19 protein-coding genes are annotated in these 21,352 nt (G+C 66.9%); 4 read left to right on the top strand and 15 right to left on the bottom strand.

The annotated features are described in order from the left end of the window. Positions 1–2: 2 nt before the first annotated feature. Together B9Z03_RS09660 and B9Z03_RS09655 are read right to left on the bottom strand one after the other, a co-directional pair. On the bottom strand, positions 3–1,097 hold the full coding sequence (locus B9Z03_RS09660) for an ABC transporter ATP-binding protein (RefSeq protein ID WP_085464017.1): 1,095 nt from the start codon (positions 1,095–1,097) through the stop codon (positions 3–5). Between the two features lie 236 nt (positions 1,098–1,333). Next, positions 1,334–2,950, bottom strand: coding sequence for an amidohydrolase (locus tag B9Z03_RS09655; RefSeq protein WP_085467576.1), 1,617 nt, complete (start codon positions 2,948–2,950; stop codon positions 1,334–1,336). 392 nt (positions 2,951–3,342) lie between these two features. Here B9Z03_RS09655 and B9Z03_RS09650 point away from each other — a divergent pair, with 392 nt between their 5' ends. After that, positions 3,343–4,374, top strand: coding sequence for a histone deacetylase family protein (locus tag B9Z03_RS09650; protein WP_085464016.1), 1,032 nt, complete (start codon positions 3,343–3,345; stop codon positions 4,372–4,374). Positions 4,375–4,486: 112 nt separating this feature from the next. Here B9Z03_RS09650 and B9Z03_RS09645 read toward each other — a convergent pair whose 3' ends face one another. Then, entirely contained in the window at positions 4,487–5,314 is an 828-nt protein-coding gene (locus tag B9Z03_RS09645; protein WP_085464015.1) for a ferredoxin--NADP reductase, read from the bottom strand. A gap of 208 nt (positions 5,315–5,522) precedes the next feature. On the opposite strand from B9Z03_RS09645, the gene B9Z03_RS09640 reads away from it, so the two are divergent. Both B9Z03_RS09640 and B9Z03_RS09635 read left to right on the top strand, forming a co-directional pair. Continuing rightward, the gene (locus B9Z03_RS09640; protein ID WP_085464014.1) at positions 5,523–7,595 is read left to right on the top strand and encodes a hydantoinase/oxoprolinase family protein; all 2,073 of its coding nucleotides are present in this window, start codon (positions 5,523–5,525) and stop codon (positions 7,593–7,595) included. Beyond that, positions 7,592–9,277 carry a hydantoinase B/oxoprolinase family protein gene (locus B9Z03_RS09635; protein ID WP_085464013.1) on the top strand — a complete coding sequence of 562 codons (1,686 nt, stop codon included), beginning with the start codon at positions 7,592–7,594 and terminating at the stop codon, positions 9,275–9,277. Before B9Z03_RS09640 ends, B9Z03_RS09635 begins: the two co-directional genes overlap by 4 nt. A 30-nt stretch (positions 9,278–9,307) precedes the next feature. On the opposite strand, the gene B9Z03_RS09630 is transcribed toward B9Z03_RS09635, so the two are convergent. The 6 genes from B9Z03_RS09630 to B9Z03_RS09605 form a co-directional block, all read right to left on the bottom strand. Further along, a complete protein-coding gene (locus tag B9Z03_RS09630) occupies positions 9,308–9,763 on the bottom strand; it encodes a MarR family winged helix-turn-helix transcriptional regulator (RefSeq protein ID WP_085464012.1) in 456 nt (151 codons plus the stop codon). Then, positions 9,763–10,347, bottom strand: coding sequence for an amino acid synthesis family protein (locus tag B9Z03_RS09625; protein WP_085464011.1), 585 nt, complete (start codon positions 10,345–10,347; stop codon positions 9,763–9,765). Before B9Z03_RS09625 ends, B9Z03_RS09630 begins: the two co-directional genes overlap by 1 nt. Positions 10,348–10,499: 152 nt before the next feature. Continuing rightward, a complete protein-coding gene (locus B9Z03_RS09620; RefSeq protein ID WP_085464010.1) occupies positions 10,500–11,360 on the bottom strand; it encodes a UPF0280 family protein in 861 nt (286 codons plus the stop codon). Then, positions 11,357–12,880 carry a 6-hydroxynicotinate reductase gene (locus B9Z03_RS09615; RefSeq protein WP_085464009.1) on the bottom strand — a complete coding sequence of 508 codons (1,524 nt, stop codon included), beginning with the start codon at positions 12,878–12,880 and terminating at the stop codon, positions 11,357–11,359. Before B9Z03_RS09615 ends, B9Z03_RS09620 begins: the two co-directional genes overlap by 4 nt. Next, complete coding sequence (locus tag B9Z03_RS09610) at positions 12,877–15,627, bottom strand: molybdopterin-dependent oxidoreductase (protein ID WP_085464008.1); 2,751 nt, start codon at positions 15,625–15,627, stop codon at positions 12,877–12,879. The genes B9Z03_RS09615 and B9Z03_RS09610 overlap by 4 nt, the downstream gene beginning before the upstream one ends. Continuing rightward, positions 15,624–16,484 carry an FAD binding domain-containing protein gene (locus B9Z03_RS09605; protein ID WP_085464007.1) on the bottom strand — a complete coding sequence of 287 codons (861 nt, stop codon included), beginning with the start codon at positions 16,482–16,484 and terminating at the stop codon, positions 15,624–15,626. Before B9Z03_RS09605 ends, B9Z03_RS09610 begins: the two co-directional genes overlap by 4 nt. A gap of 155 nt (positions 16,485–16,639) precedes the next feature. On the opposite strand from B9Z03_RS09605, the gene pncA reads away from it, so the two are divergent. After that, positions 16,640–17,233, top strand: coding sequence for a bifunctional nicotinamidase/pyrazinamidase (pncA, locus tag B9Z03_RS09600; protein WP_085464006.1), 594 nt, complete (start codon positions 16,640–16,642; stop codon positions 17,231–17,233). A gap of 190 nt (positions 17,234–17,423) precedes the next feature. On the opposite strand, the gene B9Z03_RS09595 is transcribed toward pncA, so the two are convergent. Genes B9Z03_RS09595 through B9Z03_RS09570 form a run of 6 tightly spaced genes read right to left on the bottom strand, consistent with a single transcriptional unit; the run spans position 17,424 to position 21,318 of the window. Beyond that, the gene (locus B9Z03_RS09595) at positions 17,424–18,131 is read right to left on the bottom strand and encodes an ABC transporter ATP-binding protein (RefSeq protein ID WP_085464005.1); all 708 of its coding nucleotides are present in this window, start codon (positions 18,129–18,131) and stop codon (positions 17,424–17,426) included. Further along, positions 18,124–18,855 (bottom strand): ABC transporter ATP-binding protein, encoded by a 732-nt coding sequence (locus B9Z03_RS09590; RefSeq protein ID WP_085467575.1) that lies wholly within the window; start codon positions 18,853–18,855, stop codon positions 18,124–18,126. Before B9Z03_RS09590 ends, B9Z03_RS09595 begins: the two co-directional genes overlap by 8 nt. Then, positions 18,852–19,850, bottom strand: coding sequence for a branched-chain amino acid ABC transporter permease (locus B9Z03_RS09585; protein WP_085464004.1), 999 nt, complete (start codon positions 19,848–19,850; stop codon positions 18,852–18,854). The genes B9Z03_RS09590 and B9Z03_RS09585 overlap by 4 nt, the downstream gene beginning before the upstream one ends. Further along, positions 19,847–20,728: a branched-chain amino acid ABC transporter permease gene (locus B9Z03_RS09580; RefSeq protein WP_085464003.1), complete on the bottom strand. Its 882-nt coding sequence runs from the start codon at positions 20,726–20,728 to the stop codon at positions 19,847–19,849. Before B9Z03_RS09580 ends, B9Z03_RS09585 begins: the two co-directional genes overlap by 4 nt. Further along, positions 20,729–21,025 (bottom strand): type II toxin-antitoxin system RelE/ParE family toxin, encoded by a 297-nt coding sequence (locus B9Z03_RS30625; protein WP_085464002.1) that lies wholly within the window; start codon positions 21,023–21,025, stop codon positions 20,729–20,731. Further along, positions 21,022–21,318, bottom strand: a complete 297-nt coding sequence (locus tag B9Z03_RS09570) for a hypothetical protein (RefSeq protein ID WP_085464001.1) — start codon at positions 21,316–21,318, stop codon at positions 21,022–21,024. Before B9Z03_RS09570 ends, B9Z03_RS30625 begins: the two co-directional genes overlap by 4 nt. Positions 21,319–21,352 lie beyond the last annotated feature (34 nt).

The following is a 21,352-nucleotide window of genomic DNA, read 5'->3' as shown; positions in this document are numbered from 1 at the left end:
CCTCAATCCTTCAGCACCTGGGCGGCGTCTTCGGCTATGTCGATCCCGACGCGCTCGCCCGTTTCGAACCCGCAGGCGGCGCTGCGCGAGTTCTGCTGCCGGGCGATGAAGACGCCCCCGCTCTCCAGCCTGACGTGGATGTTGGTGTCGGTGCCGAAATAGACGACAGTCTCGACCGTGCCCGGCAGATGTCCTCCCTCCTTGACGACGCGCGCGTGCTCCGGCCGCACGACGACGGTGACCTCGCCGGACGGGACAAGCCCCTCCGCATAGGTCGCCGGGATGGTCGTGCCGGAGGGCAGCGCCACGGTCGCCTTGCCGTCGGCGGCCGAAACGATCTTCGCGACGATGAAATTGGTCTCGCCGATGAAATCCGCGACGAAGCGCTCGGCCGGCTTGTCGTAGATGTCCCACGGCGTGCCGACCTGCAGAATCTTGCCCGACGACATGACCGCGATGCGATCGGACATCGTCAGCGCCTCCTCCTGGTCGTGGGTGACGAAGATGAAGGTGATGCCGGTCTCGTGCTGGAGGCGCTTCAGCTCGATCTGCATTTCCTTGCGCAGCTTGTAGTCCAGCGCGGAGAGCGGCTCGTCGAGCAGTAGCACCTTCGGCTGCGGCGCCAGCGCCCGAGCGAGAGCTACGCGCTGCTGCTGGCCGCCGGAGATCTGGCTAGTCTTGCGGTTCTTCAGCGCCTCCATGCGCACCAGCTTCAGCATCTGGTCGACGCGGGCGGCAACCTCGCCTTTCGGCTTGCCGAGCATTTCAAGCCCGAAGCCGATGTTCTGCGCCACCGTCATGTGCGGGAACAGCGCGTAGGACTGGAAGACGGTGTTGACGGGCCGCTTGTAAGGCGGCAGCGGCGCGATGTCGTCACCGTAGAGGAGGATCTGGCCCTCGGTCGGGAAATCGAAGCCGGCGATCAGCCTCAGAAGCGTGGTCTTGCCGCAGCCCGAAGGGCCGAGGAGGGTGAAGAACTCGTTCTCGCGGATGACGACTGAGACGTTGTCGAGCGCTGCCACCCGATCGGCGCCTGAGCCGAAGACTTTCGAAACCGCGCGAACGTCGATTGCGTTCCTATCCGGATTGGCCGGCACGATATCCCCTGTTTTTGCTTCCGCTCTTGGCGGCGGTTGCGGTTTCGATGTCAGCACAAGGCATGAGCCTTGGCAATGGCGACTTTGAATCTCCGTTCAATTAGCTCCAAGCAAGGTGTGTGCCGGGCGCATTAGCCGGGCTCGCCGCAGATCCTGGCGGCTGTCCTGACCAAAGGCAGGGCAGACTGCCCGAAACTCAGGCGTTTGCGCCAGGGCTGGAGCGGCGCCGGAACCATTCAGGCCTCGTAGGTCACGGTGCCGCCGCAGACCGTCAGTACCGGCCGGACCTCGTGCAGCGCCTCGGGAGCGACCGCCTCAATGTCGTGCGACAGGATGACGAAGTCGGCGAGATAGTCCGGCTTCAGCCTGCCCTTCGAGGCCTCCGCGAACTCCGTGTAGGCGCCCTCGACCGTGTAGCCGGCAATCGCCTCGTGCAGCGAATAGCTGTGGTCGGGCAGGCCCTCGGCCCAGGGCTTGCGGATCATCGCCGACTGGATGCCGAGAATCGGGTCGACGTTCGACACCGGCCAGTCGGAGGCGAAGACGACATGGGCGCCGGTGTCCTTCAGCGTGCGCCAGGCATAGGCGAGCCGCCAGCGGTCGCGGCCGATGCGCGAGACGGTCGGCTCCAGCGGCAGCCCTTGAGAACCCGGCGGATGCGGCGGCTGCATCGAGCAGATTACGCCGAGTTCGGCGAAGCGCGGCACGTCGGCATCGGTCGTCACCTCGATATGCTCGATGCGATGACGGCTGTCGCGCCTGCCATTGGCCTTTTGCGCCGCCTCGTAGCCGTCCAGCACGGAGCGCACCGCGCCGTCGCCGATCGCGTGCACGGCGATCTGCAGGCCGCGCCGGTCGATCTCGGTGGCGATGCGGGCGAACTCGTCGGCGGGAAACAAGGGCTCGCCGACCCAGTCCGGCCTGTCGGCATAGGGTTCGACCATGACGGCCGTCCACGAATCCAGCACACCGTCCATGAACAGTTTGACGAAGCCCGACGTCAGCCATTCGTCGTCGAAGCGGCGGCTCATCTCGGAGGCGCGCTCGAGCTCGGAGATCTGCATGAAGTTCTTGTAGTGGAACGGCACGCGGCCACGGCAGAGCAGCTTGCCCTCGTCGCGCAGTTCCGACAGCAGTTCGAGTGTGTAGGCATTGCCATCCATGTTGTGGAAAGAGGTTATGCCGTGCTTCGCCGCATGCTTCAGCCCCTCCAGCAGTACCGCGCGGTCGGCGGCGCGCTCGGCAGGCGTCGGCGGGGTTTCCGGCTCGCCGCCGGTCATGCCGAGGCGCAGCCGCGTCTCGCCGGTCAGCGCCATGATGGGCCCCATGGCCTCGCTCTCGCGCAGTTCGCCCTCGGCCAATCCGTCCGCGCCCATGACGATCTCGTTGCCCGGTCCGAGCTTCCTGCCGTGCAGGATGCCGGCCATCTCCAGCGCCCTGGTGTTCGCCCACATCGTGTGGTGGTCGGGCGAGGACATCACGAAGGCGCGGTCGGGCAGGATGCGGTCGAGATGGTGCCGCGTCACGGGTTCGGCCTCGGACAGGATCGTGTAGTCGGCGCCCTGCGCCTGCAGCACCGGCCTGTCGGGATTCGCGGCGGCGAAGTCCCGAACCTTTCGCGACAGCTCGTCGAAGCCCTTCACGCCGAAGAGTTGCAGATGGCCCAGTTCGGCAGCGCCGAGCAGGATATGCAGATGGCTCTCGATGAAGCCGGGCAGCACCGACTTGCCCGCGGCGTCGATCCGCTTCGCGCCGGGTCCGGCAAGCGCTTCCATCTCGGCGCGGCTACCGACTGCGAGGATGCGGCCGTTTGCGACTGCCATCGCCTCCGCCGCCGGATTGCCCTCGTCCATGGTGAGGATCCGCGCATTGGTGACGATCAGGTCTGCTTGCAAGATGAAGTTCCCTTTGTCGTTGCGGTCAGGCTAGCACCGGTTCCGGGGATCATGCCACCAGGCGATTTTTGGTCCAGATGGCAGATCGGATTGAGCCAGACAGCCGACTTGCAGACGGCGAAGCAAAGCCGCTAGCCTCCTGGTCGCCGTACAAGCGCCCCCTCACCCGGCCTCCGCTTCGCTTGGCCACCCTCTCCCCGCGGGGAGAGGAGGTTTGCCGCCGTCTTCGCCGACTGGAGTGAAGATTGGTCGCGAACGTCGGATCATCTCCTCTCCCCTCGGGGGAGAGGGTGGCCGAGCGAAGCGGAGGCCGGGTGAGGGGGATTCTGCAACCCACCAGGATTCAACGCATGAAGACAATCTACTCGCCTCGCCATCATGGCCATGCCGGCAATGTCGAACTGGTGGCAGGCGCGGTCGTGCCGGCCTTCGAGATGCCGTCGCGGGCGGAATACATCCGCTCACGCGTCGAGGCGGTGAAGCTCGGGCCGATCCTTGCGCCCAACGAGCACGACATCGCCATTGCCAAGCGCGTGCACCGCGCCGATTTCATCGACTTCCTTCCGACGGTATGGCCGCTCTGGGTCGAATCCGGCCGCGACGGCACGGCGATGCCTTACACCTGGCCGACACGCGGTCTGCGCGGTGACGTGCGGCCGCAGGGCATCGACGCGCAGCTTGGGTACTATTCGTTCGACGCCGGTGCGACCTTCGTCGCCGGGACATGGGACGCGATCAAGTCATCGCACGACGTGGCGATCACCGCCGCCGGTCTCGTGAAAGCGGGCGAGCGCGCCGCCTTCGCGCTCTGCCGCCCGCCTGGGCACCATGCGGGCGCGGCCTTCGCCGGCGGCTACTGCTTCATCAACAATGCCGCGAGTGCCGCGCAATGGTTCGTCGACCAGGGCGCAAAGCGCGTCGCCATCCTCGACGTCGACTACCATCACGGCAACGGCACGCAGGAGATCTTCTACCGCCGCGGCGACGTCCTGGTCGTGAACCTGCACGGCGACCCGATGGTCGAATATCCCTTCTTCCTCGGCCATGCCGACGAGCGCGGCGAAGGGCCGGGCGAGGGCTTCAACGTCAACTATCCGATGCCCTGGGGCACGACATGGGAGACATGGAGCGCAGCCCTCGAGGAGGGCTGCCGCAGGGTAGCAGACTATGCGCCCGACGTGCTGGTCGTCTCTCTCGGCGTCGACACGTTCGAGAAGGACCCGATCTCCAAGTTCAGGCTGAAGACGGAGGACTATCCGAAGATCGGCCGCCGCATCGCGCAGCTCGGTCTGCCGACGCTGATCGTGATGGAAGGCGGCTATGCCGTCGAGGAGATCGGGGTGAACGCGGTGGGCGTGCTGACGGGGTTTGAGGAGGGGTGATCAGCTGGTAGCCACCCCTGGGCGGGGCCCGCTGCCTCCGGCAGCTCCCGCCCGTTCGACGCCTTTCATCGTGCCACTGGCACGATGAATTCGCCTACGGCGAACCGGCGTCTCACCCCACGAACGCCCTCTCCAGGACAAATTCCGCCGGCGCCGAGTTGGAGCCTTCGGTGAAGCCGCGGGCTTCTAGCAGTGCCGCGACGTCCTTGATCATCGCCATCGAGCCGCAGAGCATCACCCGGTCGGTGGCCGGATCGAGCGGCCGGATGCCGAGGTCGGAGAACAGTTTGCCGTTTTCGATCAGCGTGGTGATGCGGCCCATGTTGGGCGTCTCCTCGCGCGTGGTCGTCGCATAGTAGACGAGCTTGCCGCCTGCCATCTCGCCGATCAGCGGGTCCTCGCTCGCCATCGCGGCGAGCTCGTTGCCGTATTGCAGGTCGGCGGCGTCGCGGCAGGTGTTGGTGAGGATCACCTGCTCGAACTTGTCATAGGTCTCCGGCTCGCGGATCAGGCTGGCGAAGGGCGCGATGCCGGTGCCGGTCGCGATCATGAACACGCGCTTGCCGGGGGTCAGCGCGTCGAGCACCAGCGTTCCGGTCGGCTTCGGCCGCAAAAGCACGATGTCGCCCGGCTGAATCTTCTGCAGATGCTGCGTCAGCGGGCCATCCTGCACCTTGATCGAATAGAATTCGAGCTCGTCATCCCAGGCGGGGCTTGCGACCGAATAGGCGCGGTAGACCGGCTTCTCGGCATTGGGCAGGCCGATCATTACGAACTCGCCCGAACGGAAGCGCAGGCTCTGCGGCCGCGTGATGCGGAAGGAGAAGAGCCGGTCGGTGTAATGCGTCACCGACACCACGCGCTCGGCATGAACGTTCGCGGGAATCGGGAAAGGAAGCGCGGAAGCGGTCGCGTCCTTCGTGACGGCAGCGTCTTGCATTCGGTCTTTCCTTGTCACAGGCTTGCGCCGGTAGGATGGAGCGGTCAGGCGCCGGGTAACTGGATCTGCCGGGGCGCGCGGGCGACGACCAAGGTCGCCTTGCCTGCTTTAGTTATTAGTATAGCTATGATTTTTGGGTCAAGCCGGGTCAATAGTCGCACGTTCCAAATTACACCCGCGGGTCAGTTCTTCATTCCGGATTCAGTCGATGGCAGAGAAACGGCCGGCAGGCGATGAGTATGTGGTGGCCGGAATCGATGTGGGAGGCACCTTTACCGACCTCATCCTGATCGATGGTAAGGGCGGCGGCAAGGTCCATGTCGCCAAGACGCCGACAACGCTCGACAACCAGGCCTTCGGCGTGGTTTCCGCGCTTGGCGCGACCGGTTTTCCGATCGAGCATATCGACCTGATCGTCCACGGCACCACGACCACGACGAACGCAGTGCTGGAGCGGCGGCTGGCGAAGACCGGCCTGATCACCACGCAGGGCTTCCGCGACGTTCTGGAGCTCGGGCGCCGCACCCGGCCCAATGCCTATGGAATGACCGGTACGTTCGTCCCGGTGATCCCGCGCAACCTGCGCCTCGAGGTTCCCGAGCGGGTGGAGGCGTCGGGCGCGGTCCGCACGCCGCTCGACGAAGAGGCGATGCGCGCGGCCGTCAGGCAATTGGCCGAGGCCGGCTGCGAGTCGCTGGTGATCCATTTCCTGCACGCCTACGCCAATCCGGCGCACGAGAAGCGGGCCGCCGAGATCGCAGCCGAGCTCTGGCCGAACGACCACATAACCACCGGCCATTCGCTCCTCTCGGAGGCCCGCGAGTTCGAGCGCGGGGTGACGGCGGCCGTCAATGCCTCGGTCCAGCCGATCCTGAAGCGCTACGTCGAGCGGCTGCGCGGCGAGCTGGCCGTGCGCGGCTACAGCCGCGACTTCCTGATGATGAACGGCAATGGCGGGATGATCTCCGCCCGCTACGTGACCAACGAGGCCGCCAAGACCGTGATGTCCGGCCCCGCCTCCGGTGTCATGGCTGCCGCCTATACCGGTCGCCGCGCCGGATTCCCGAACCTCGTCACCTACGACATGGGCGGAACCTCGACCGATGTGGCGCTGATCCGCGGCGCGCAGCCGGCAGTCTCGAACGAGATCGAGATCGAATATGCCATGCCGATCCACGTGCCGATGGTGGACGTGCACACCGTCGGCGCCGGCGGCGGCTCGATCGCACGCATCGACGATGCCGGTCTGATCCGCGTCGGGCCGGAAAGCGCGGGGGCGAGCCCGGGGCCGATCTGCTATGGCCGCGGCGGCACGGAGCCGACAATCTCGGACGCCAACCTGATCCTCGGCCGGCTCAACCCGAAGCGGCTGCTGGCGGTCGATTCGCCAGTGAGCGTGCCCGACATCGAGGCGATCTTCGCCGAGAAGCTCGGCAACCGCATCGGCGTCGGCGCGACCGAGGCGGCGGGCGCGGTGCTGCGCATCGCCAACCTCAAGATGGCCGGCGCGATCCGCATGGTGTCGATCTCCAAGGGACACGACCCGCGCGACTTCGCGCTGTTCGCCTTCGGCGGCGCCGGGCCGCTGCACGCGACGGCGCTGGCGCGCGAGCTCGGCATCCCCAAGGTGCTGGTACCGGCGCGGCCGGGCATCACCAACGCGCTCGGCTGCGTGGTGGCCGACATGCGGCACGACTTCGTCAACACGCTGAACCAGCCCGTCGCCGCGCTGGACGAGGCGAAGGCCAGGACCATCCTCGCCCGCCAGGTGGCCGAAGGGCGCGAGCTGATCGCCAAGGAGGCAGTGAAGCCGCAGACGATCCGCGTCGTCCATTCCGCCGACATGCAGTTCGTCGGCCAGACCCACCTGCTCAACGTTCCCCTGCCCTCGCCGGAGGTAACGCGGGCGCATCTGCAGGACCTGTTCGAGAAGGCCTACTACGCCCGCTTCCGGGTGAAGCTGCCGGAAATCCGCGCCGCGCTCGTCAACCTCAACACGTCGGTCATCGGCGTGCGCGGCGAGGTCGACCTGTCGACGCTGATCGACCCGGCCGGCCGCGCTGACAGCCTCGCCGGCGCATTGGTGGAGACGCGCAAGGTCTGGTTCGACGGGCGATGGATCGACACGCCGGTCTATGCCCGCGAGAAACTGCCGCCCGGCGCAGCCTTTGCGGGCCCGGCGGTCCTCGAACAGCTCGACGCGACGACGGTGGTGGAGCCGGGTGACCGGTGTTCGTCGGACGCGGAAGGCAACATCATCATCGAGGTGAAGCGCACATGACCACTCTCGACGCCATCACCCTCTCCGTCATCCAGGCCGGCCTGCAGCAGGTCTGCGACGAGATGGATCTGACCTTCTCGCGCGCCGCCTTCTCGCCGGTCATCGCCGAGGCGAACGACCGCTCCGACGGCATCTATTCGGCGCAGGACGGCTCGCTGATCGCGCAAGGGATCGGCGGGCTGCCGGTCTTCGTCGGCGTCATGCAATATTCGACCCGCACCCTGATCGAGATGATCCGCGACGGCAAGGCGGTGCCGCCGGAGCCGGGCGACATCTACATCGTCAACGACCCCTATCTCGGCGGCACGCACCTCATGGACGTGCGCTTCGCCAAGCCCGTGTGGCGCAATGGCCGGATTTTCTGCTGGCTGTCCAACACCGGCCACTGGCCCGACATCGGCGGCGCGGTGCCGGGCGGCTTCTCAGCCTCGGCCACCTCGGTCGAGCAGGAGGGGCTGAGGCTGCCGCCGGTGAAACTCTACAAGAAGGGGGTGATGGACCCGGAGATCCACGCCATCATCGCCTCCAACATCCGCGTAGCGGACCAGCGCATCGGCGACATCAAGGCGCAGGCGGCGGCGCTGATGGTGGGGCAGGACCGGCTCTACGAGCTGCTCGACCGCTACGGCGACAAGACCGTCACCGACGCGATCGCCGAGCTGCGCCGTCGAGCGGCCGAGCAGATGCGGGCGCGGATCGCGGAGATGCCGGACGGCGTCTACAGGTCGAAGGCCTTCGTCGATTCGGACGGCGTGGTCGACCAGCCGCTCACCATCGCGCTCGCCATCGAGAAGCACGGCGAGACGCTGACCTTCGATTTCGCCGGTTCCAGCCCGCCTTGCGCCGGGCCGATGAACAGCGTGCTGGCGACGACGCTGTCGTCGGTCTACCTGGCGATCCGGCACATCTTCCCGGACGTGCCGCTGTCGGCCGGCGCGTTCGAACCGCTGGTCGTCAACCGGCCGGAAGGCACCTTCCTCGACGCACACTATCCCCGCCCGGTCTCGGGCTGTGCGGCGGAAGTGTCGCAGCGCATCGCCGAAGCCGTCTTCGCCGCGATGGTGCAGGCGCTGCCCGACCAGGTGACGGCGGCGCCGGCGGGCTCCAGCGGCAATTTCGCGCTCGGCGGCCACGACCCGGCGCGCGGGCGCGACTTCGTGATGTACCAGATCTCCGGCGGCGGCTACGGCGGAAGTGCTACAGCCGACGGGCTGTCGAACGGATGCTCGACCATCGGCATCTCCAAGTCGCCGCCGGTGGAGGTGATGGAGCAGGCCTTTCCGGTGCTCTACCGTCACTATGCGCTGCATGAGGGCTCCGGCGGCGCGGGCAGGCATCGCGGCGGTTTCGGACTCGCCTACGAGATCGAGCTTTTGCGCGGCGCGGCGCGCGCATCCTTCGTCATGGACCACGGCCGCACGGGGCCGCTCGGCGCGCTGGGCGGCGAGAACGGTGGCGTCAACCAGGTGAGGGTGATTCGAAACGGCAAGGAGCACGTGCCGCCGCATCTGTCGAAGGAGCAGGACATCCCGCTCGTCGCCGGCGATCGGGTGCAGGTGAAGACGCCCGGCGGCGGTGGCTATGGCGATCCGCGCAAGCGCGAGCGCGCGCTCGTCGCCCACGACATCGCGATGGGCTACTATGACCTGGCAGAGGCCGAAGCGCGCTTCGGCCCCCTGTGATGGCATTTCCGAACGGGTGAGTCGTCCCGTTCAGGTGATCTTATTCAGAAGCCGCAGCAGGGTCTGCGATTCACGGCTGGTCAGCGGCTGCAGCGTGGCGAGACTGACGCTTTGCGCCGCCGGCACGAGGCGGGCGAAGGTCTCCCGGCCCGCCGGCGTCAGCGACACCACGATCCTGCGGCGGTCTTCCTTGTCCTCCGCCACCGCCACGAGGCCGCGCAGCTTCAGCCGGTCGATCACGCCCTTGATCGTCGCCGCGTCCATCGCGACCAGCTGGCCGAGATGGTTCTGCGAACACTCGCCAAGGTCGTGAAGCTTGGAGAGCGCGGCGAACTGCGGCGGCGTCAGATCGCCGATCTGGGACGAGAAGATCGCGACATGCCGCTGGTGCGCCTTGCGCAATATGAAGCCTACCTGCTCCTGGAGGTGATAGGTGTCCGCCGGACCATCGCTGTCGGACGAACCCAACATATCGTTGTCGCCCATCACCGCAAACCGTCCTCCCCTTTCGCCTGGGAGGCTTCTAGGCCACCCATGCGACTGTGAATCCGGGGACCGGACGACATGACTAGGCAGTATAAAATCTCGTCGGAACGCGGCCCATCGGGAATATTTACTGTCATAGCATCAAAATGACTTCTGACATAGGCCGCATTTGTATGCCCCAGCGGAACGTCAAGAGAACTGCCGAACCCTCCGACTTTCATCGCAGATGGAACTATTGCCTTGGACGCAGGCAAACGCTCACGCATCGCGTAGCCTCCGGGCACATGCCAGAGGGCGCCGTGCTCGATCTCGCCGGCCGAGCCGACGATCGCGCCCTTGCCATAGCCGTCGATCAGGGAGACGTCTCCGCCGAGAACGGCGATGAGCTTTTCCGTCAGCAGTGCGCCGAGAGGCTTGAGGTCTTCCATCGCCGGTTGCAGGTTGGGCTCGAAGCGGCCGGCGAAGGGGTTGCGGACCAGCGCGAGTGCCGCCGCGCGCCGTCGCGGAACGCTCGTCGGTGGACCCCCATCATGAAAGATTTCTTCACTTATGATCGCAATTTTGCGGATAGGAAAGTCTGTCATATCAAAAAACGTTCATTTGTTTGCAAATTATTGAAAGGGACTGCAAGAAACTTGCCTCAGGGATGATACAGGCTGACGCTGATATCAGGCAAGCCGTTTGCAGCCCTACTTTCGGTCGGAAAACGATCTCGGTCGCTGCCGCGCTGCCGACGCTAGGCGTCCGGGCCAGAGAGAAGCCGGGCGCCCACTGTGACCCGCGAGGCTCCCGCCAGGAACAGCGCCGCGCCCTCGATCAAGCCGGCTCCGGCGAGTTCCTCCGCTTCCGCGAGGCCGCGTGCAAGGGCCTCATGTATTTCCGCGGGAGAAAGCACGCCTACATCGGTCGTGACCAGTCTTTCGCCAAGATCACTGTCTGGCTGCAATGAAGCAGCCGCCACGCGGGAAATCGCCGGATGGCCGGGAAGATCGACGGCGTTGGCGATCACCGTCGCCGCCGCGTCGGCCGTCGCCCCGTCGCGGGCGAGCACGGTGACGGCGTCGGCGATGCCGAGCGAAAACGAGCGGCCGCGCCAGCCGCTGGTGGCGATGCCGCGCACGGCGGACGCATGCGGGATCTCCAGCCGGTCGCCGAAGCCGTTGCCCGTGCCTGCGATCGCCAGACGAATGCTCTCGCCGCGCGCGAGGTGAATCGCGATGTCGCCGCCGTTGTTGATGTAGGCCCTGGCGAACGAGCACCCGTCGACCATTGCGGCCAGCATCTCGTCGGCAACCGATCCGGCGACCGCGGCCATCGGCGTGATGAACCGGCCGGAGAAGCGGCAGACCGCGCGCTCCATGCGCCGCGCCGTCGGCCCGTCGAACGGGCGCGGCGCCGGACCTGCGGGGCGGCGCAGATCCGGCAGCTCGGCAACGAGTTCGGAGAGTATCGTCCCGAAGCGGTCGGCCGCCTGGCCGTAGGCGCGGGCCACCTCGCCGGGATCGCCCCACGCCTCGACGATCAGGTCGATCGGGCCGTGGTTCATGTGCAGACGCCGGCCATCGGGCAGCCAGGCGACCTGCGGACTGCCGGTCACTGCCTGAACCTGAGATGGGCGAGCGGCGGCCAGTCGTTGCCCTGCGGCGCGGCGGCGACGCGGCGCGCGTTCAGGAACTCGCCGCCTCGTGCCATGACGTCCTCGACGGTGCGGATCTCCGACACGTGCCCACCCAGCCGGGTATAGTGGTCGCGACGCATGGTGAACTCGATCGGCGCGACCAGCGCCGGCGTCGGAACATAGCCGAACGCGTTGTCCGGCAGGCGGGTGACGTCAACCATCAGCGTGATGCCGCCTCCCGGCCAGACATAGACCGGCGCGCCGCCGCAGGTGACATAGGTCTCCATCCGATGCACCGAGCGGGTCAGGTTCACCGGGTTCTCAGTCACGCCCGATCTCAGGCTGCCGCCGGCGCCGCCGACGAAGAGCACGGAGCAGAGCGCCGGCTCGCTGTTGTCGACGATGAGTTCGACCGACTTGCGCAAGCGATCCGGGAACGGCTTCTCCACCGGCTTGAGGTCGCCGTCGAGTTCGTAATAGCCGAAATGCTCCCCGGTCGTGGACACCATCAGGATCGACAGGCCGGGCCGCGCACCCTTCTTCGCGTTCCAGTCGCCGAGGATGTCGAGCGGGTTCTGCAATCGGGTGCCGCCCCAGCCGGTGCCCGGCTCCGACACCTTGAAATAGCGACCCGGCGTCGAGCGCCGGCCGATGATCTTGATGCCCGTGTCCTCCCAGCCGAGCACCTTGCCGGCCTGGTGCTCGGAGACGACGCCGGTGATGTGATCGTCCACGACCACCACCTCGTCGACGAGCCCGCGCCACTGGCTGGCGAACATGCCGATCGTGGCCGAGCCGCAGCCGACGCGCATGCGGTGCTCCGTGGCTCCGCTGATGACCGGCGGCTTTCCCGCCTGGACGAGCACGGTCTCGCCGTCGTCGATCGACAGCTCCACCGCCTTTTTATTGACGAGCGCGAGCAGCGTATCGCAGGTGACGCGGCCCTCCGACTTCGAGCCGCCGGTCAGATGCGCCACGCCGCCGAGCGACAGCATCTGCGAGCCGTATTCGGCGGTCGTGACATGGCCGACCGCCTCGCCCTCCACGCGCACCACGGCGCGCTCCGGCCCGATATGACGGTCGGTGTCGATCTTCACCTTGACGCCGCAATAGGAGAAGATGCCCTCGGTCACCACGGTGACGAGATCGACGCCCGCGACCTCCTGCGAGACGATGAACGGGGCCGGCTTGTAGTCCGGATATGTCGTGCCCGCGCCGATGGCGGTGACGAAGCGGCGATCGGTGTTGACCGGATTGCCGTCCCACGCCTTGCCCTTCTCGAACGGCACCAGCAGCCGGCCGGCCTCCACCGCATGTTCGAGGATCGTCACCGGGTCGCAGCGCACGATGCGGCCGCCGGAATTGCCGTAGCGGTCGCAGGCGCCGGTGCGGCCGTCGGCGATGTAGCACATGACCGGACACGCATCGCAGCGGATCTTGTCCGCTGCCTTCTTCTCGTCGGGCGTCCCAGCCTCGAAGCGCTCGGCGAGCTCGTTCATGGGGTCGGCTCCTTCGACCGGATCGCCGCCAGCACCCGCGACGGGGTCGCCGGCACTTTCGTCACCAGCACGCCAGTTGCGTCGCGTATCGCGTTCAGGATGGCCGGTGCGGTGGGGATGAGCACATGCTCGCCGAGCCCCTTGGCGCCGAAGGGGCCTTCCGGGTCCGGCACCTCGACGATGATCGTCTCGATCGGCGGCACGTCGCCGATGGTCGGGATCAGGTAGTCGTGCAGGTTCTCGGTACGGCCGGGGATATATTCCTCCATCAGCGCCAGCCCGACGCCCTGCGCGATGCCGCCCTCGACCTGGCCCTGCACCAGCAGCGGATTGACCGCGCGACCGACATCGTGCGCGGCGGTGATCTTGATCAGCCGCACGGTGCCAAGCGCCATGTCGACCTCCAGCTCCACGAGCTGCGCACCATAGCCGTACACCGCGTAGGGCACGCCCTGCCCCTTCGCGTCGAGCGGCAGCGTCGGCGGGTCGTAGCTCTCCTGCGCCGAGAAGACATAGCCCAACACATCCGGCGGCAGCGACGCGAGGTCGATCCGTCGCATCGCCTCGCCCTCGCTGACCGTCAGCACCGCGCCGTCGAGCTGCAGCCGCCCGGCCGCCGACACGTTGGCGAAGCGCAGGATCGCCTCGCGCAGCGCGGTGGCCGCTTTCTGGGCGGCCTTGCCGGAGACGAAGGTCTGGCGCGAGGCCGACGTCTTGCCAGCATCGGGCGTCAGCGCGGTATCGGCGCCGACCAGGCGCAGCTTCGCCAGCGGCAGGCCGAGCGCATCTGCCGCGATCTGGGCGATGACCGTGTTGGAGCCCTGGCCGATGTCGATCGCGCCCTGGTGCAGCACCACCGCGCCGTCGGCAGAAATGCCGATGCGCATGGTGGAGGGATTGGGCAGCGAGGTGTTGCCGCAGCCGTACCAACAGGAGGCGACACCGATGCCACGACGGCTCTGGCTGCCCTTCGCATTGGCGGCGCGCGCCTCCGCCTGCGCCCTGTCCCAGTGCGGCTTCAGCGCCTCCAGGCAGGCCTCGATGCCGACGCCGGAGGCAAGATGCTGGCCGGTGACCGTGCTGTCGCCGTCGCGCAGCGCGTTGCGCAGGCGGAATTCCAGCCGGTCGATGCCGAGCTTCGTGGCGAGCTCGTCATAGAGAGCTTCCTGCGTGATCGTCGCCTGCGGCACGCCGAAGCCGCGGAAGGCGCCCGAGATGGGCCCGTTGGTGTGCACCGCCCGGCCGAAGGCACGATAGTTGGGCGTGAGATACGGCCCCGAGGCATGCACCGGCACACGGTTGGCCACGGTCGGCCCCCAGCTCGCATAGGCCCCGGTGTTGAAGTCGCCCTCGAAGATCATGCCGGCGACCTTGCCGGAGGCGTCCGCTCCGATCGTCGCGCGCATCCGCGCCGGGTGGCGCTTGGTGGTCGACATCATCGATTCCCGCCGGCTGTAGACCATCCGCGCCGGCCTGCCCGTCTTCAGCGCGACAAGGCCGAGCAAAGGTTGCACCGACACGTCGAGCTTGGAGCCGAAGCCGCCGCCGGTCGCGGTGGGGATGATGCGGACGCGGTCGAGCGGCAGGCCGAGCACGGTCGCCGTGTCGTCGCGGTCGATGGCCGCACTCTGCGTGCACGCGCGCACCACCACCGTGTCGCCGTCCATCCAGGCCGAACCCGCCTCGGGCTCGATATAGGCATGTTCCACGAAGGAGGTCTCGATCTCCGCCGAGGCGACGACCGCAGCCCTTGCAAGAGCCGCCTCCGGATCGCCGCGCTCGACCGCGCCCTGCGCGAGGATGTTGCCGGGCCGCGCCGGATGGATCAGCTCCGCGCCCTCGCGCCGCGCCTCCGCCGGGTCGAGCATATGCGGCAACGGCGTCCACTCGATCGGGAAGGCGGCGAGGTCGAGGTCGTCGGTCGCAGCCTTCTCGCCGGCTACCAGGGCAACCGCCTCGCCCCGGAATCGCGCGACGCCATCGGCCAGCGCCGGCTGGTCAGCATAGGCGGCGATCACACCAAAACGGTTGCGGCCCGGAACGTCCTTCGCCGTGAACACCGCGACGATGCCCGGATGCGCCGCGACATAGGCGTCGAGGTCCCCGAGCGCGAAGGATGCATGCCAGTGCGGCGAGCGGATCGCGACGACCGCGAGCGCACCGTCCGGCGTCTCGTCCGCCCCGAAGCGCTCGCTGCCGTCCACCTTCGGAACGCCGTCCAGCCGGATCGGCGAGGCGCCAACGGCCTTGCCGGCTTCGGGCATGTTGTCCGGCAGGTTGTGATAGCGTGAGGCGGCCATTACCGCCTCGACGATCCTGCGATAGCCGGTGCAGCGACACAGCACGCCGCCCAGCGCGTCTGCCACCTCTGTCTCGCAAGGATGCGGATTGCTCTCCAGCAGGGCCGCGGCGGAGACGAGAAGGCCCGGCGTGCAGATGCCGCATTGCGCCGCGCCATGGGCGAGGAAGGATTTCTGCAGCGACGACAAGCGTCCGTTGGCAAGACCTTCCACCGTCGTGACCGAAGCGCCCTCGGCCTGCGCGGCGGGCATGAGGCAAGAGCAAACCGGCGCGCCGTCAACCAGCACCGTGCAGGCGCCGCAATCGCCGGCATCGCAGCCGACCTTGGTGCCGGTGAGGCCGAGCTCGTCGCGCAGGACCGTAGACAGCCGTGCGACGGGCGACACCTTCACCTCGGCCCGGTTGCCGTTGACCTGGAAGGAAATGTCCTGCGCAGGAAGGCTCATGCGGCGATATCCTCTGCGTCACCGGCAAGCCTCGCCAGTGCCCGCGCCACGATCTCGCGCGCAGCTTCCTTGCGATATGAGGCGTCAGCGCGGACGTCGCCGATCGGCGTCAGCCCCGCCACGTGGCGGTCCTGCACGACACGCGCCAGCGATGCATCGGCCGCCTGCCCCACCAGATCGGCCTCCAGCGTGGTGAGCCGCCGCGCGACCTCGGAACAGGCTCCGACCGCGACGGCGGCGTGTGCGACACGTCCGCCCTCGATCGCGATCCGCGCCGCGACCATGGCGATCGAGATCACCAGATAGCGGCGCGCGCCGAGCTTGAGGAAGGTCGATCGGCCTTCGTCCGCGGAGGCAGGCACCAGCACAGCGGTCACGAGTTCGCCTGGCTGCAACGCCGTGCGCCGGTTGCCGAGGATAAAGTCCGGCAGCGGCAATACGCGAGTGCCGCCCGCGGAACAAAGCTCGACACTGGCATCAAGCGTCAGCAGCGCCGGCACGCCGTCGGCGGCGGGCGAGGCGTTGCAGAGGTTACCGGCGACAGTGCCGGTGTTCTGGATCTGGACCGAGCCCACTTCGCGCGCGGCAAGCTTCAGCCCGTCGAACGCCGGCGGAAGATCGGCCCGGACGATGTCGCTCCAGGTCGTGCGCGCACCGATGCGGATACCTGCGTCCGTGCGTTCGAAGCCGCGCAGGGCGGCAATGCCGTTCAGGTCGAGGATGTCGTCACGGATCGGGCGGCTGCCCTGCGCCGGATAGAAATCCGTCCCGCCGGCGAGAAGCCGCCATGTCCCGTGCGAGAGAAGCGACACGGCTTCCTCGATCGTGTCCGGCCTGGCGTAAAGCTGCTGGGTCATGCCCGGACTAAGCGCCCCTCACGGGATTTTCATTCGCATACAAATGATACCTTCGATCCCGTCCTGTCAAAGCCCTTGCGCGTCACAGCATGATTGACGCAACGAAGCGCTTCGGGCGAGTGTCGACCCTGCAAATCTACACGTGGAGAAGGCGAATGGAAGCTCTGGTGGTGATCGATGTCCAGAACGATTTCTGCCCCGGCGGAGCGCTGGCGGTCGCAGGCGGCGACGAGATCGTGCCGATCGTCAACGGGCTGATCGAACGGTTCGACCACGTCGTGCTGACGCAGGACTGGCATCCGGCCGGCCATTCGAGCTTTGCGTCGAGCCATTCGGGCAAGCAGCCCTTCGAGACGATCGAGATGTCCTACGGCACGCAGACGCTGTGGCCGGACCATTGCGTGCAGGGCACGAAGGGCGCGCTGTTCCATCCCGACCTTGTCTGGACCAAGGGCGAGATCGTCATCCGCAAGGGATTCCGCAAGGCGATCGATTCCTACTCCGCCTTCTACGAGAACGATCACACGACGCCGACCGGCCTCGGCGGCTACCTCAAGGAACGCGGCATCGGCAAGGTGACACTGGTCGGGCTGGCGACGGATTTCTGCGTCGCCTTCTCCGCGCTCGATGCGAGAAAGCACGGGCTGGACGTGACGGTTCAGATGGATGCCTGCCGTGCGATTGATCTTGGCGGATCGTTGGCGGCGATGACAGCGCGGATGAAGGAAGCGGGGGTTATCCTCGCCTGATCGGCGCCATCCCCCTCACCCGGCCTCCGCTTCGCTCGGCCACCCTCTCCCCAAGGGGAGAGGAGATCTGCGACCTTCGCGGCTAATCTCCCTCCGGTCAGAGAAGACGTTGGTAACCCCCCTCTCCCCTCGGGGAGAGGGTGGCCGAGCGAAGCGGAGGCCGGGTGAGGGGGGTGCCGCGCGGAAACGCTCAGCCAACCCCCACGTACCGCATCACCATCTCCGGATCGGCCCGGAGCACCGCGACATCCACCGTCTCGCGATTACGTCCGTTCTCCAGGAACGCCACCCGATCGGCCACCGACAGCACGGCGTCGACGCGTTGCTCGACCAGGATGGTCGAGACGCCGCGGCGGCGCAGTTCCACCACGGTCTCGCGGATTTTCGCGATCATCGACGGCATCAGGCCTTCGGTCGGCTCGTCCAGAAGGAGCACGTCGGGTTCGAGGCAGAGCGCACGCGCCATGGCGAGCATCTGCTGCTCACCGCCCGACAGCGTGCCCGAGCGCTGCTTCAGCCGCTCGCGCAGCAGCGGGAAGAGGTCGAGCACGGCCTCGCGCGTCGCAGCCCCCCTGCCCCGCGTCATCAGGCCGATCTCGATGTTTTCGGCCACCGTCATCTCGGCGAACAGGCGGCGACCCTGCGGCACATAGGCGACGCCGTGCTTCGGCACCTGCCAGGCGGGCAGGCCCGTGAGTTCGGTCGCGCCCAGCCGGATCGAGCCCGCGCGTGCCGGCACCAGCCCCATGATCGCCTTGAGCAGCGTCGTCTTGCCGGCCCCGTTGCGGCCGAGCAGGCAGAGCACCTCGGCCTTGCGCAGCGCCAGTGAGACGCCGTGCAGCACCTGCACCTCGCCATAGGCGCAGTCGAGGCCAGCGATCGTAAGAACGTCATTCATCGTCCGGCGTCCCCAGATAGGCCGCCTGGACATGGGCGTTGGCGCGGATCTCCTCCGGCGTGCCCTCGGCCAGCACCTTGCCGAAGTTGAGCACGGTGATGCGGTCGGCGAGACTCATCACCACGTCCATGTTGTGCTCGATCAGCATGACGGTCGCGTCGCGGGCGATCTCGCGCACCAGCGCGACGAAGCCCTCGATCTCGCCGTCCGACAGGCCCTGCGTCGGCTCGTCGAGGATGAGCAGCCTCGGCTTCAGCGACAGGCCCATCGCCACTTCCAGCAGGCGCTGGTGGCCGTAGGCGAGTTCGCCGGCGGGCTGGTCGAGGCGGTCGGATAGGCCGACGCGCTCGAGCGCCTCGAGCACGCCGCGCCGCAGCCGCGCAACACCGACAGAATGATGCTGGCTGCGCTGCACCGGCAGCGCGACATTGTCGAAGACGGTCAGGTTCGGAAAGATCGAGGTGATCTGGAAGGTGTAGGCGATGCCCTGTCTCACGCGACGATGCGCAGGCAAGGCGGTGATGTCCCGACCGTCGAAGAGAATCGAGCCGGAATCGGGCTCGATGCGGCCGCAGACCAGGCCGACCAGCGTCGACTTGCCGGCCCCGTTCGGGCCGATGATCGCCCTCACCTCACCTGGCATCACCGTCAGGTCGATGCCGTCGACGGCCTTCAGCCCGCCGAAGGAACGGTGCAAATCCTTGACGACGAGCAGCGGGTTCACGGCAGCCATTTGAGCCACCGTTCGCGGATCGAGCCGAACAGGCCCTTGGGGAAGAACAGGACGAGCAGGATCAGCGCGAGGCCGACGATGCCGATCTGGTTGAGCCGCGCGTCGGGAAACCAGGCGTTCAGCGCATCGTTCGACATCTCGGCGAGATAGAACATCAGGAGCGTGCCGAAGAACGGCCCGAGCGTCGTCGCCGCCCCGCCGAGCAGCACCCACAGGAGCGGCAGGATCGAATACTGGATAGAGGCGAAGGTGGAACCCATGTAGCCGAACAGCAGCACATAGGCCGCGCCTGCCGTCGCCGAAAGCGCGCCCGAGATAGCTACGGCCGCGAGCTTGTTCGTGAACGTGTCGAAGCCCAGCATCCGCGTGCGCTCCTCGTTCTCGCGGATCGCCACCAGCACGCGGCCGAAGCGAGAGCGGGCGACGAGCAGCGTTATTCCGAGCCCTATGGAAAACAGCGCCCAGGCGACGACGTAGCGCGTGTCGCGGCTTGTCATGTCGAGGAACATCGGCCCGATCTCGATGATGCGCTCATTGCGCGACAGCGTCAGCCCCTCGTCGCCGCGCGTCCAATCGCCGAGCCAGAGCGACATCAGATAGCCGACCTGCGCGAACATCAGCGTCACGATCATGAAGGCGACGCCGGTGGTCCTCAAGGCGAGCGCGCCGACGACGAGCGCCAGCACCACGCCGCAGCCGATGCCGATGGCGAAAGCTGGCAACGGGTGGACGCCGTAGTGGTAGATCGGCAGGCCCGCGCCGTAGAGGCCGGCGGCGAAGAACATCGCATGGCCGAGCGAGAGCAGCCCGGTGTAGCCGAACAGCACGTTGTAGCCCATGGCGAAGAGGGCCAGCACCATGACACGGGCAAGCACGCCGCCGTGGTAGTCGGGCAGAACATATTGCGCGGCGAACAGAAGCGCGATCAGGGCAAGGTGAAGCCCCCAGACCCGGGCGTCGTCGCGGGCGGACAGGTATCCGCTCATCGCGCCGCCGTCCCGAACAGGCCCTGCGGCCGGAAGACCAGCACCATCGCCACCAGCATCGTCGCCAGCATCTTGGCCAGCGTCGGCGAGAAGAAGACTGAGATGATGCCGTCGGACACACCGATCAGCAGCGCCGCCACCACCGTGCCGCGCAGCGAGCCCAGCCCGCCGATGATGACGACAATGAAGGAGAGCAGCAGCGGATCGGTGCCCATCAGGTAATGCGCCTGCTGGATCGGCACGATGAGCACGGCCGCCACCGCCGCCAGCATCGCGCCGAGCGCGAAGACGCCGGCATAGACGCGGTCGACGGGGATGCCGAAGGCCTGCGCCGTCTCGCGATCATATTGCGTCGCCCGCATTATGAGGCCGACCCTGGTGCGGGTGAGCACGAGCCAGGTCAGCGCGATGAGCACGACCGACGCGGCGATCACCACCAGCTTGTAGCCGGAATAACCGAACCAGGGCAGAAGAACGCGGTAGTTGAACGGCGCCACGACCGGGTTGGCGTCGGGGCCGTAGAAGGTGAGCGCGGCCTGCTGGAGCACGTAGAGCAGGCCAATCGTGGCAACGATGGTCGCCTCCGGATTGTAATGGATGCGCCGCAGCACCAGCCGCTCGGCCGCGAACGCGATCGCGCCGACAACCAGCGGGGCGAGCACCAGCGCCAGGAGGAAGCCAAGCGCCGGATGCCCGCTCACCAGCGTCGAGAAATACCACGCGAGCACCGCGCCCAGCATGAAGAACTCGCCATGGGCGACGTTGACCACCCGCATGACGCCGAAGACAAGCGACAGGCCAAGCGCCATCAGCGCCAAGACCGCCGCCATGACCAGGCCTTCGAGCGAAGCGAGGAGAAGATGCGGTCCGAAGGCCATTCAGGAGGTCTCGTTGTCGTCGGCCGGTGGCCATTGGCGGGACGTGTGGAAGATGCGGAGGATGACCACCTTGTCGACTTCGACGGAATAAATCAGACGATAGCTCCTATGGGGCAGTAGCTCACGAGTGCCTTCTAGCTTCCCGACTTTCCCCGAGTAAGGAAAGTCGGCTAGCTTAGTGGCTGCAAGATCGAACAACGCGTCCATCTGCGCTGCCGCTCTCGGACTATAGAGCCAAATGTAGCCGATGATCGCGTCGCGATCGGCGTCCGCGATCTCGGACCAACTGACATTCAAGCAGCGCCCTCACGCTTGATGCGCTCCCACTCCCTGAAGCGCGCCTTCATCCGCTCCCTTACTTCCTCGTCGGTGAACACCTTCCCTTCCGCAACATCCTTGCGCGCTCTCTCGACACCGCGCCGCACAAATTCCCAATATTCCAGACTTGGTTCTTCGTGAGTTTCGACGAAGTCCTTCATCATCTCCCGGACGATCTGCGATGCCGGCCGATCCGCAGCCGCGGCGGCCTTCATGAAGGCATCCCGAAGCTCCGGTTCGAGTTTCATCGTGAAGACGGCTTCCTTGGCCATGGCGAGCACTCCTCTTCGGGTAATGACAAGGTAT

The organism is Mesorhizobium australicum (assembly GCF_900177325.1).
In the GTDB taxonomy this organism is placed as follows: Bacteria; Pseudomonadota; Alphaproteobacteria; order Rhizobiales; family Rhizobiaceae; genus Mesorhizobium_A; species Mesorhizobium_A australicum_A.
Note: the sequence above shows the minus strand (reverse complement) of the source record. Positions and strands in the feature narration are given on the sequence as shown.

What these genes read in the sequence shown, in the direction of transcription:
- B9Z03_RS09655 (WP_085467576.1), bottom strand. Translation starts at nt 2,950, where the DNA reads ATGGACGAGGGCAATCCGGCGGCGGAGGCGATGGCAGTCGCAAACGGC.
- B9Z03_RS09650 (WP_085464016.1), top strand. Translation starts at nt 3,343, where the DNA reads ATGAAGACAATCTACTCGCCTCGCCATCATGGCCATGCCGGCAATGTC.
- B9Z03_RS09645 (WP_085464015.1), bottom strand. Translation starts at nt 5,314, where the DNA reads ATGCAAGACGCTGCCGTCACGAAGGACGCGACCGCTTCCGCGCTTCCT.
- B9Z03_RS09640 (WP_085464014.1), top strand. Translation starts at nt 5,523, where the DNA reads ATGGCAGAGAAACGGCCGGCAGGCGATGAGTATGTGGTGGCCGGAATC.
- B9Z03_RS09635 (WP_085464013.1), top strand. Translation starts at nt 7,592, where the DNA reads ATGACCACTCTCGACGCCATCACCCTCTCCGTCATCCAGGCCGGCCTG.
- B9Z03_RS09630 (WP_085464012.1), bottom strand. Translation starts at nt 9,763, where the DNA reads ATGGGCGACAACGATATGTTGGGTTCGTCCGACAGCGATGGTCCGGCG.
- B9Z03_RS09625 (WP_085464011.1), bottom strand. Translation starts at nt 10,347, where the DNA reads ATGACAGACTTTCCTATCCGCAAAATTGCGATCATAAGTGAAGAAATC.
- B9Z03_RS09615 (WP_085464009.1), bottom strand. Translation starts at nt 12,880, where the DNA reads ATGAACGAGCTCGCCGAGCGCTTCGAGGCTGGGACGCCCGACGAGAAG.
- B9Z03_RS09610 (WP_085464008.1), bottom strand. Translation starts at nt 15,627, where the DNA reads ATGAGCCTTCCTGCGCAGGACATTTCCTTCCAGGTCAACGGCAACCGG.
- B9Z03_RS09605 (WP_085464007.1), bottom strand. Translation starts at nt 16,484, where the DNA reads ATGACCCAGCAGCTTTACGCCAGGCCGGACACGATCGAGGAAGCCGTG.
- pncA (WP_085464006.1), top strand. Translation starts at nt 16,640, where the DNA reads ATGGAAGCTCTGGTGGTGATCGATGTCCAGAACGATTTCTGCCCCGGC.
- B9Z03_RS09595 (WP_085464005.1), bottom strand. Translation starts at nt 18,131, where the DNA reads ATGAATGACGTTCTTACGATCGCTGGCCTCGACTGCGCCTATGGCGAG.
- B9Z03_RS09585 (WP_085464004.1), bottom strand. Translation starts at nt 19,850, where the DNA reads ATGAGCGGATACCTGTCCGCCCGCGACGACGCCCGGGTCTGGGGGCTT.
- B9Z03_RS09580 (WP_085464003.1), bottom strand. Translation starts at nt 20,728, where the DNA reads ATGGCCTTCGGACCGCATCTTCTCCTCGCTTCGCTCGAAGGCCTGGTC.
- B9Z03_RS09570 (WP_085464001.1), bottom strand. Translation starts at nt 21,318, where the DNA reads ATGGCCAAGGAAGCCGTCTTCACGATGAAACTCGAACCGGAGCTTCGG.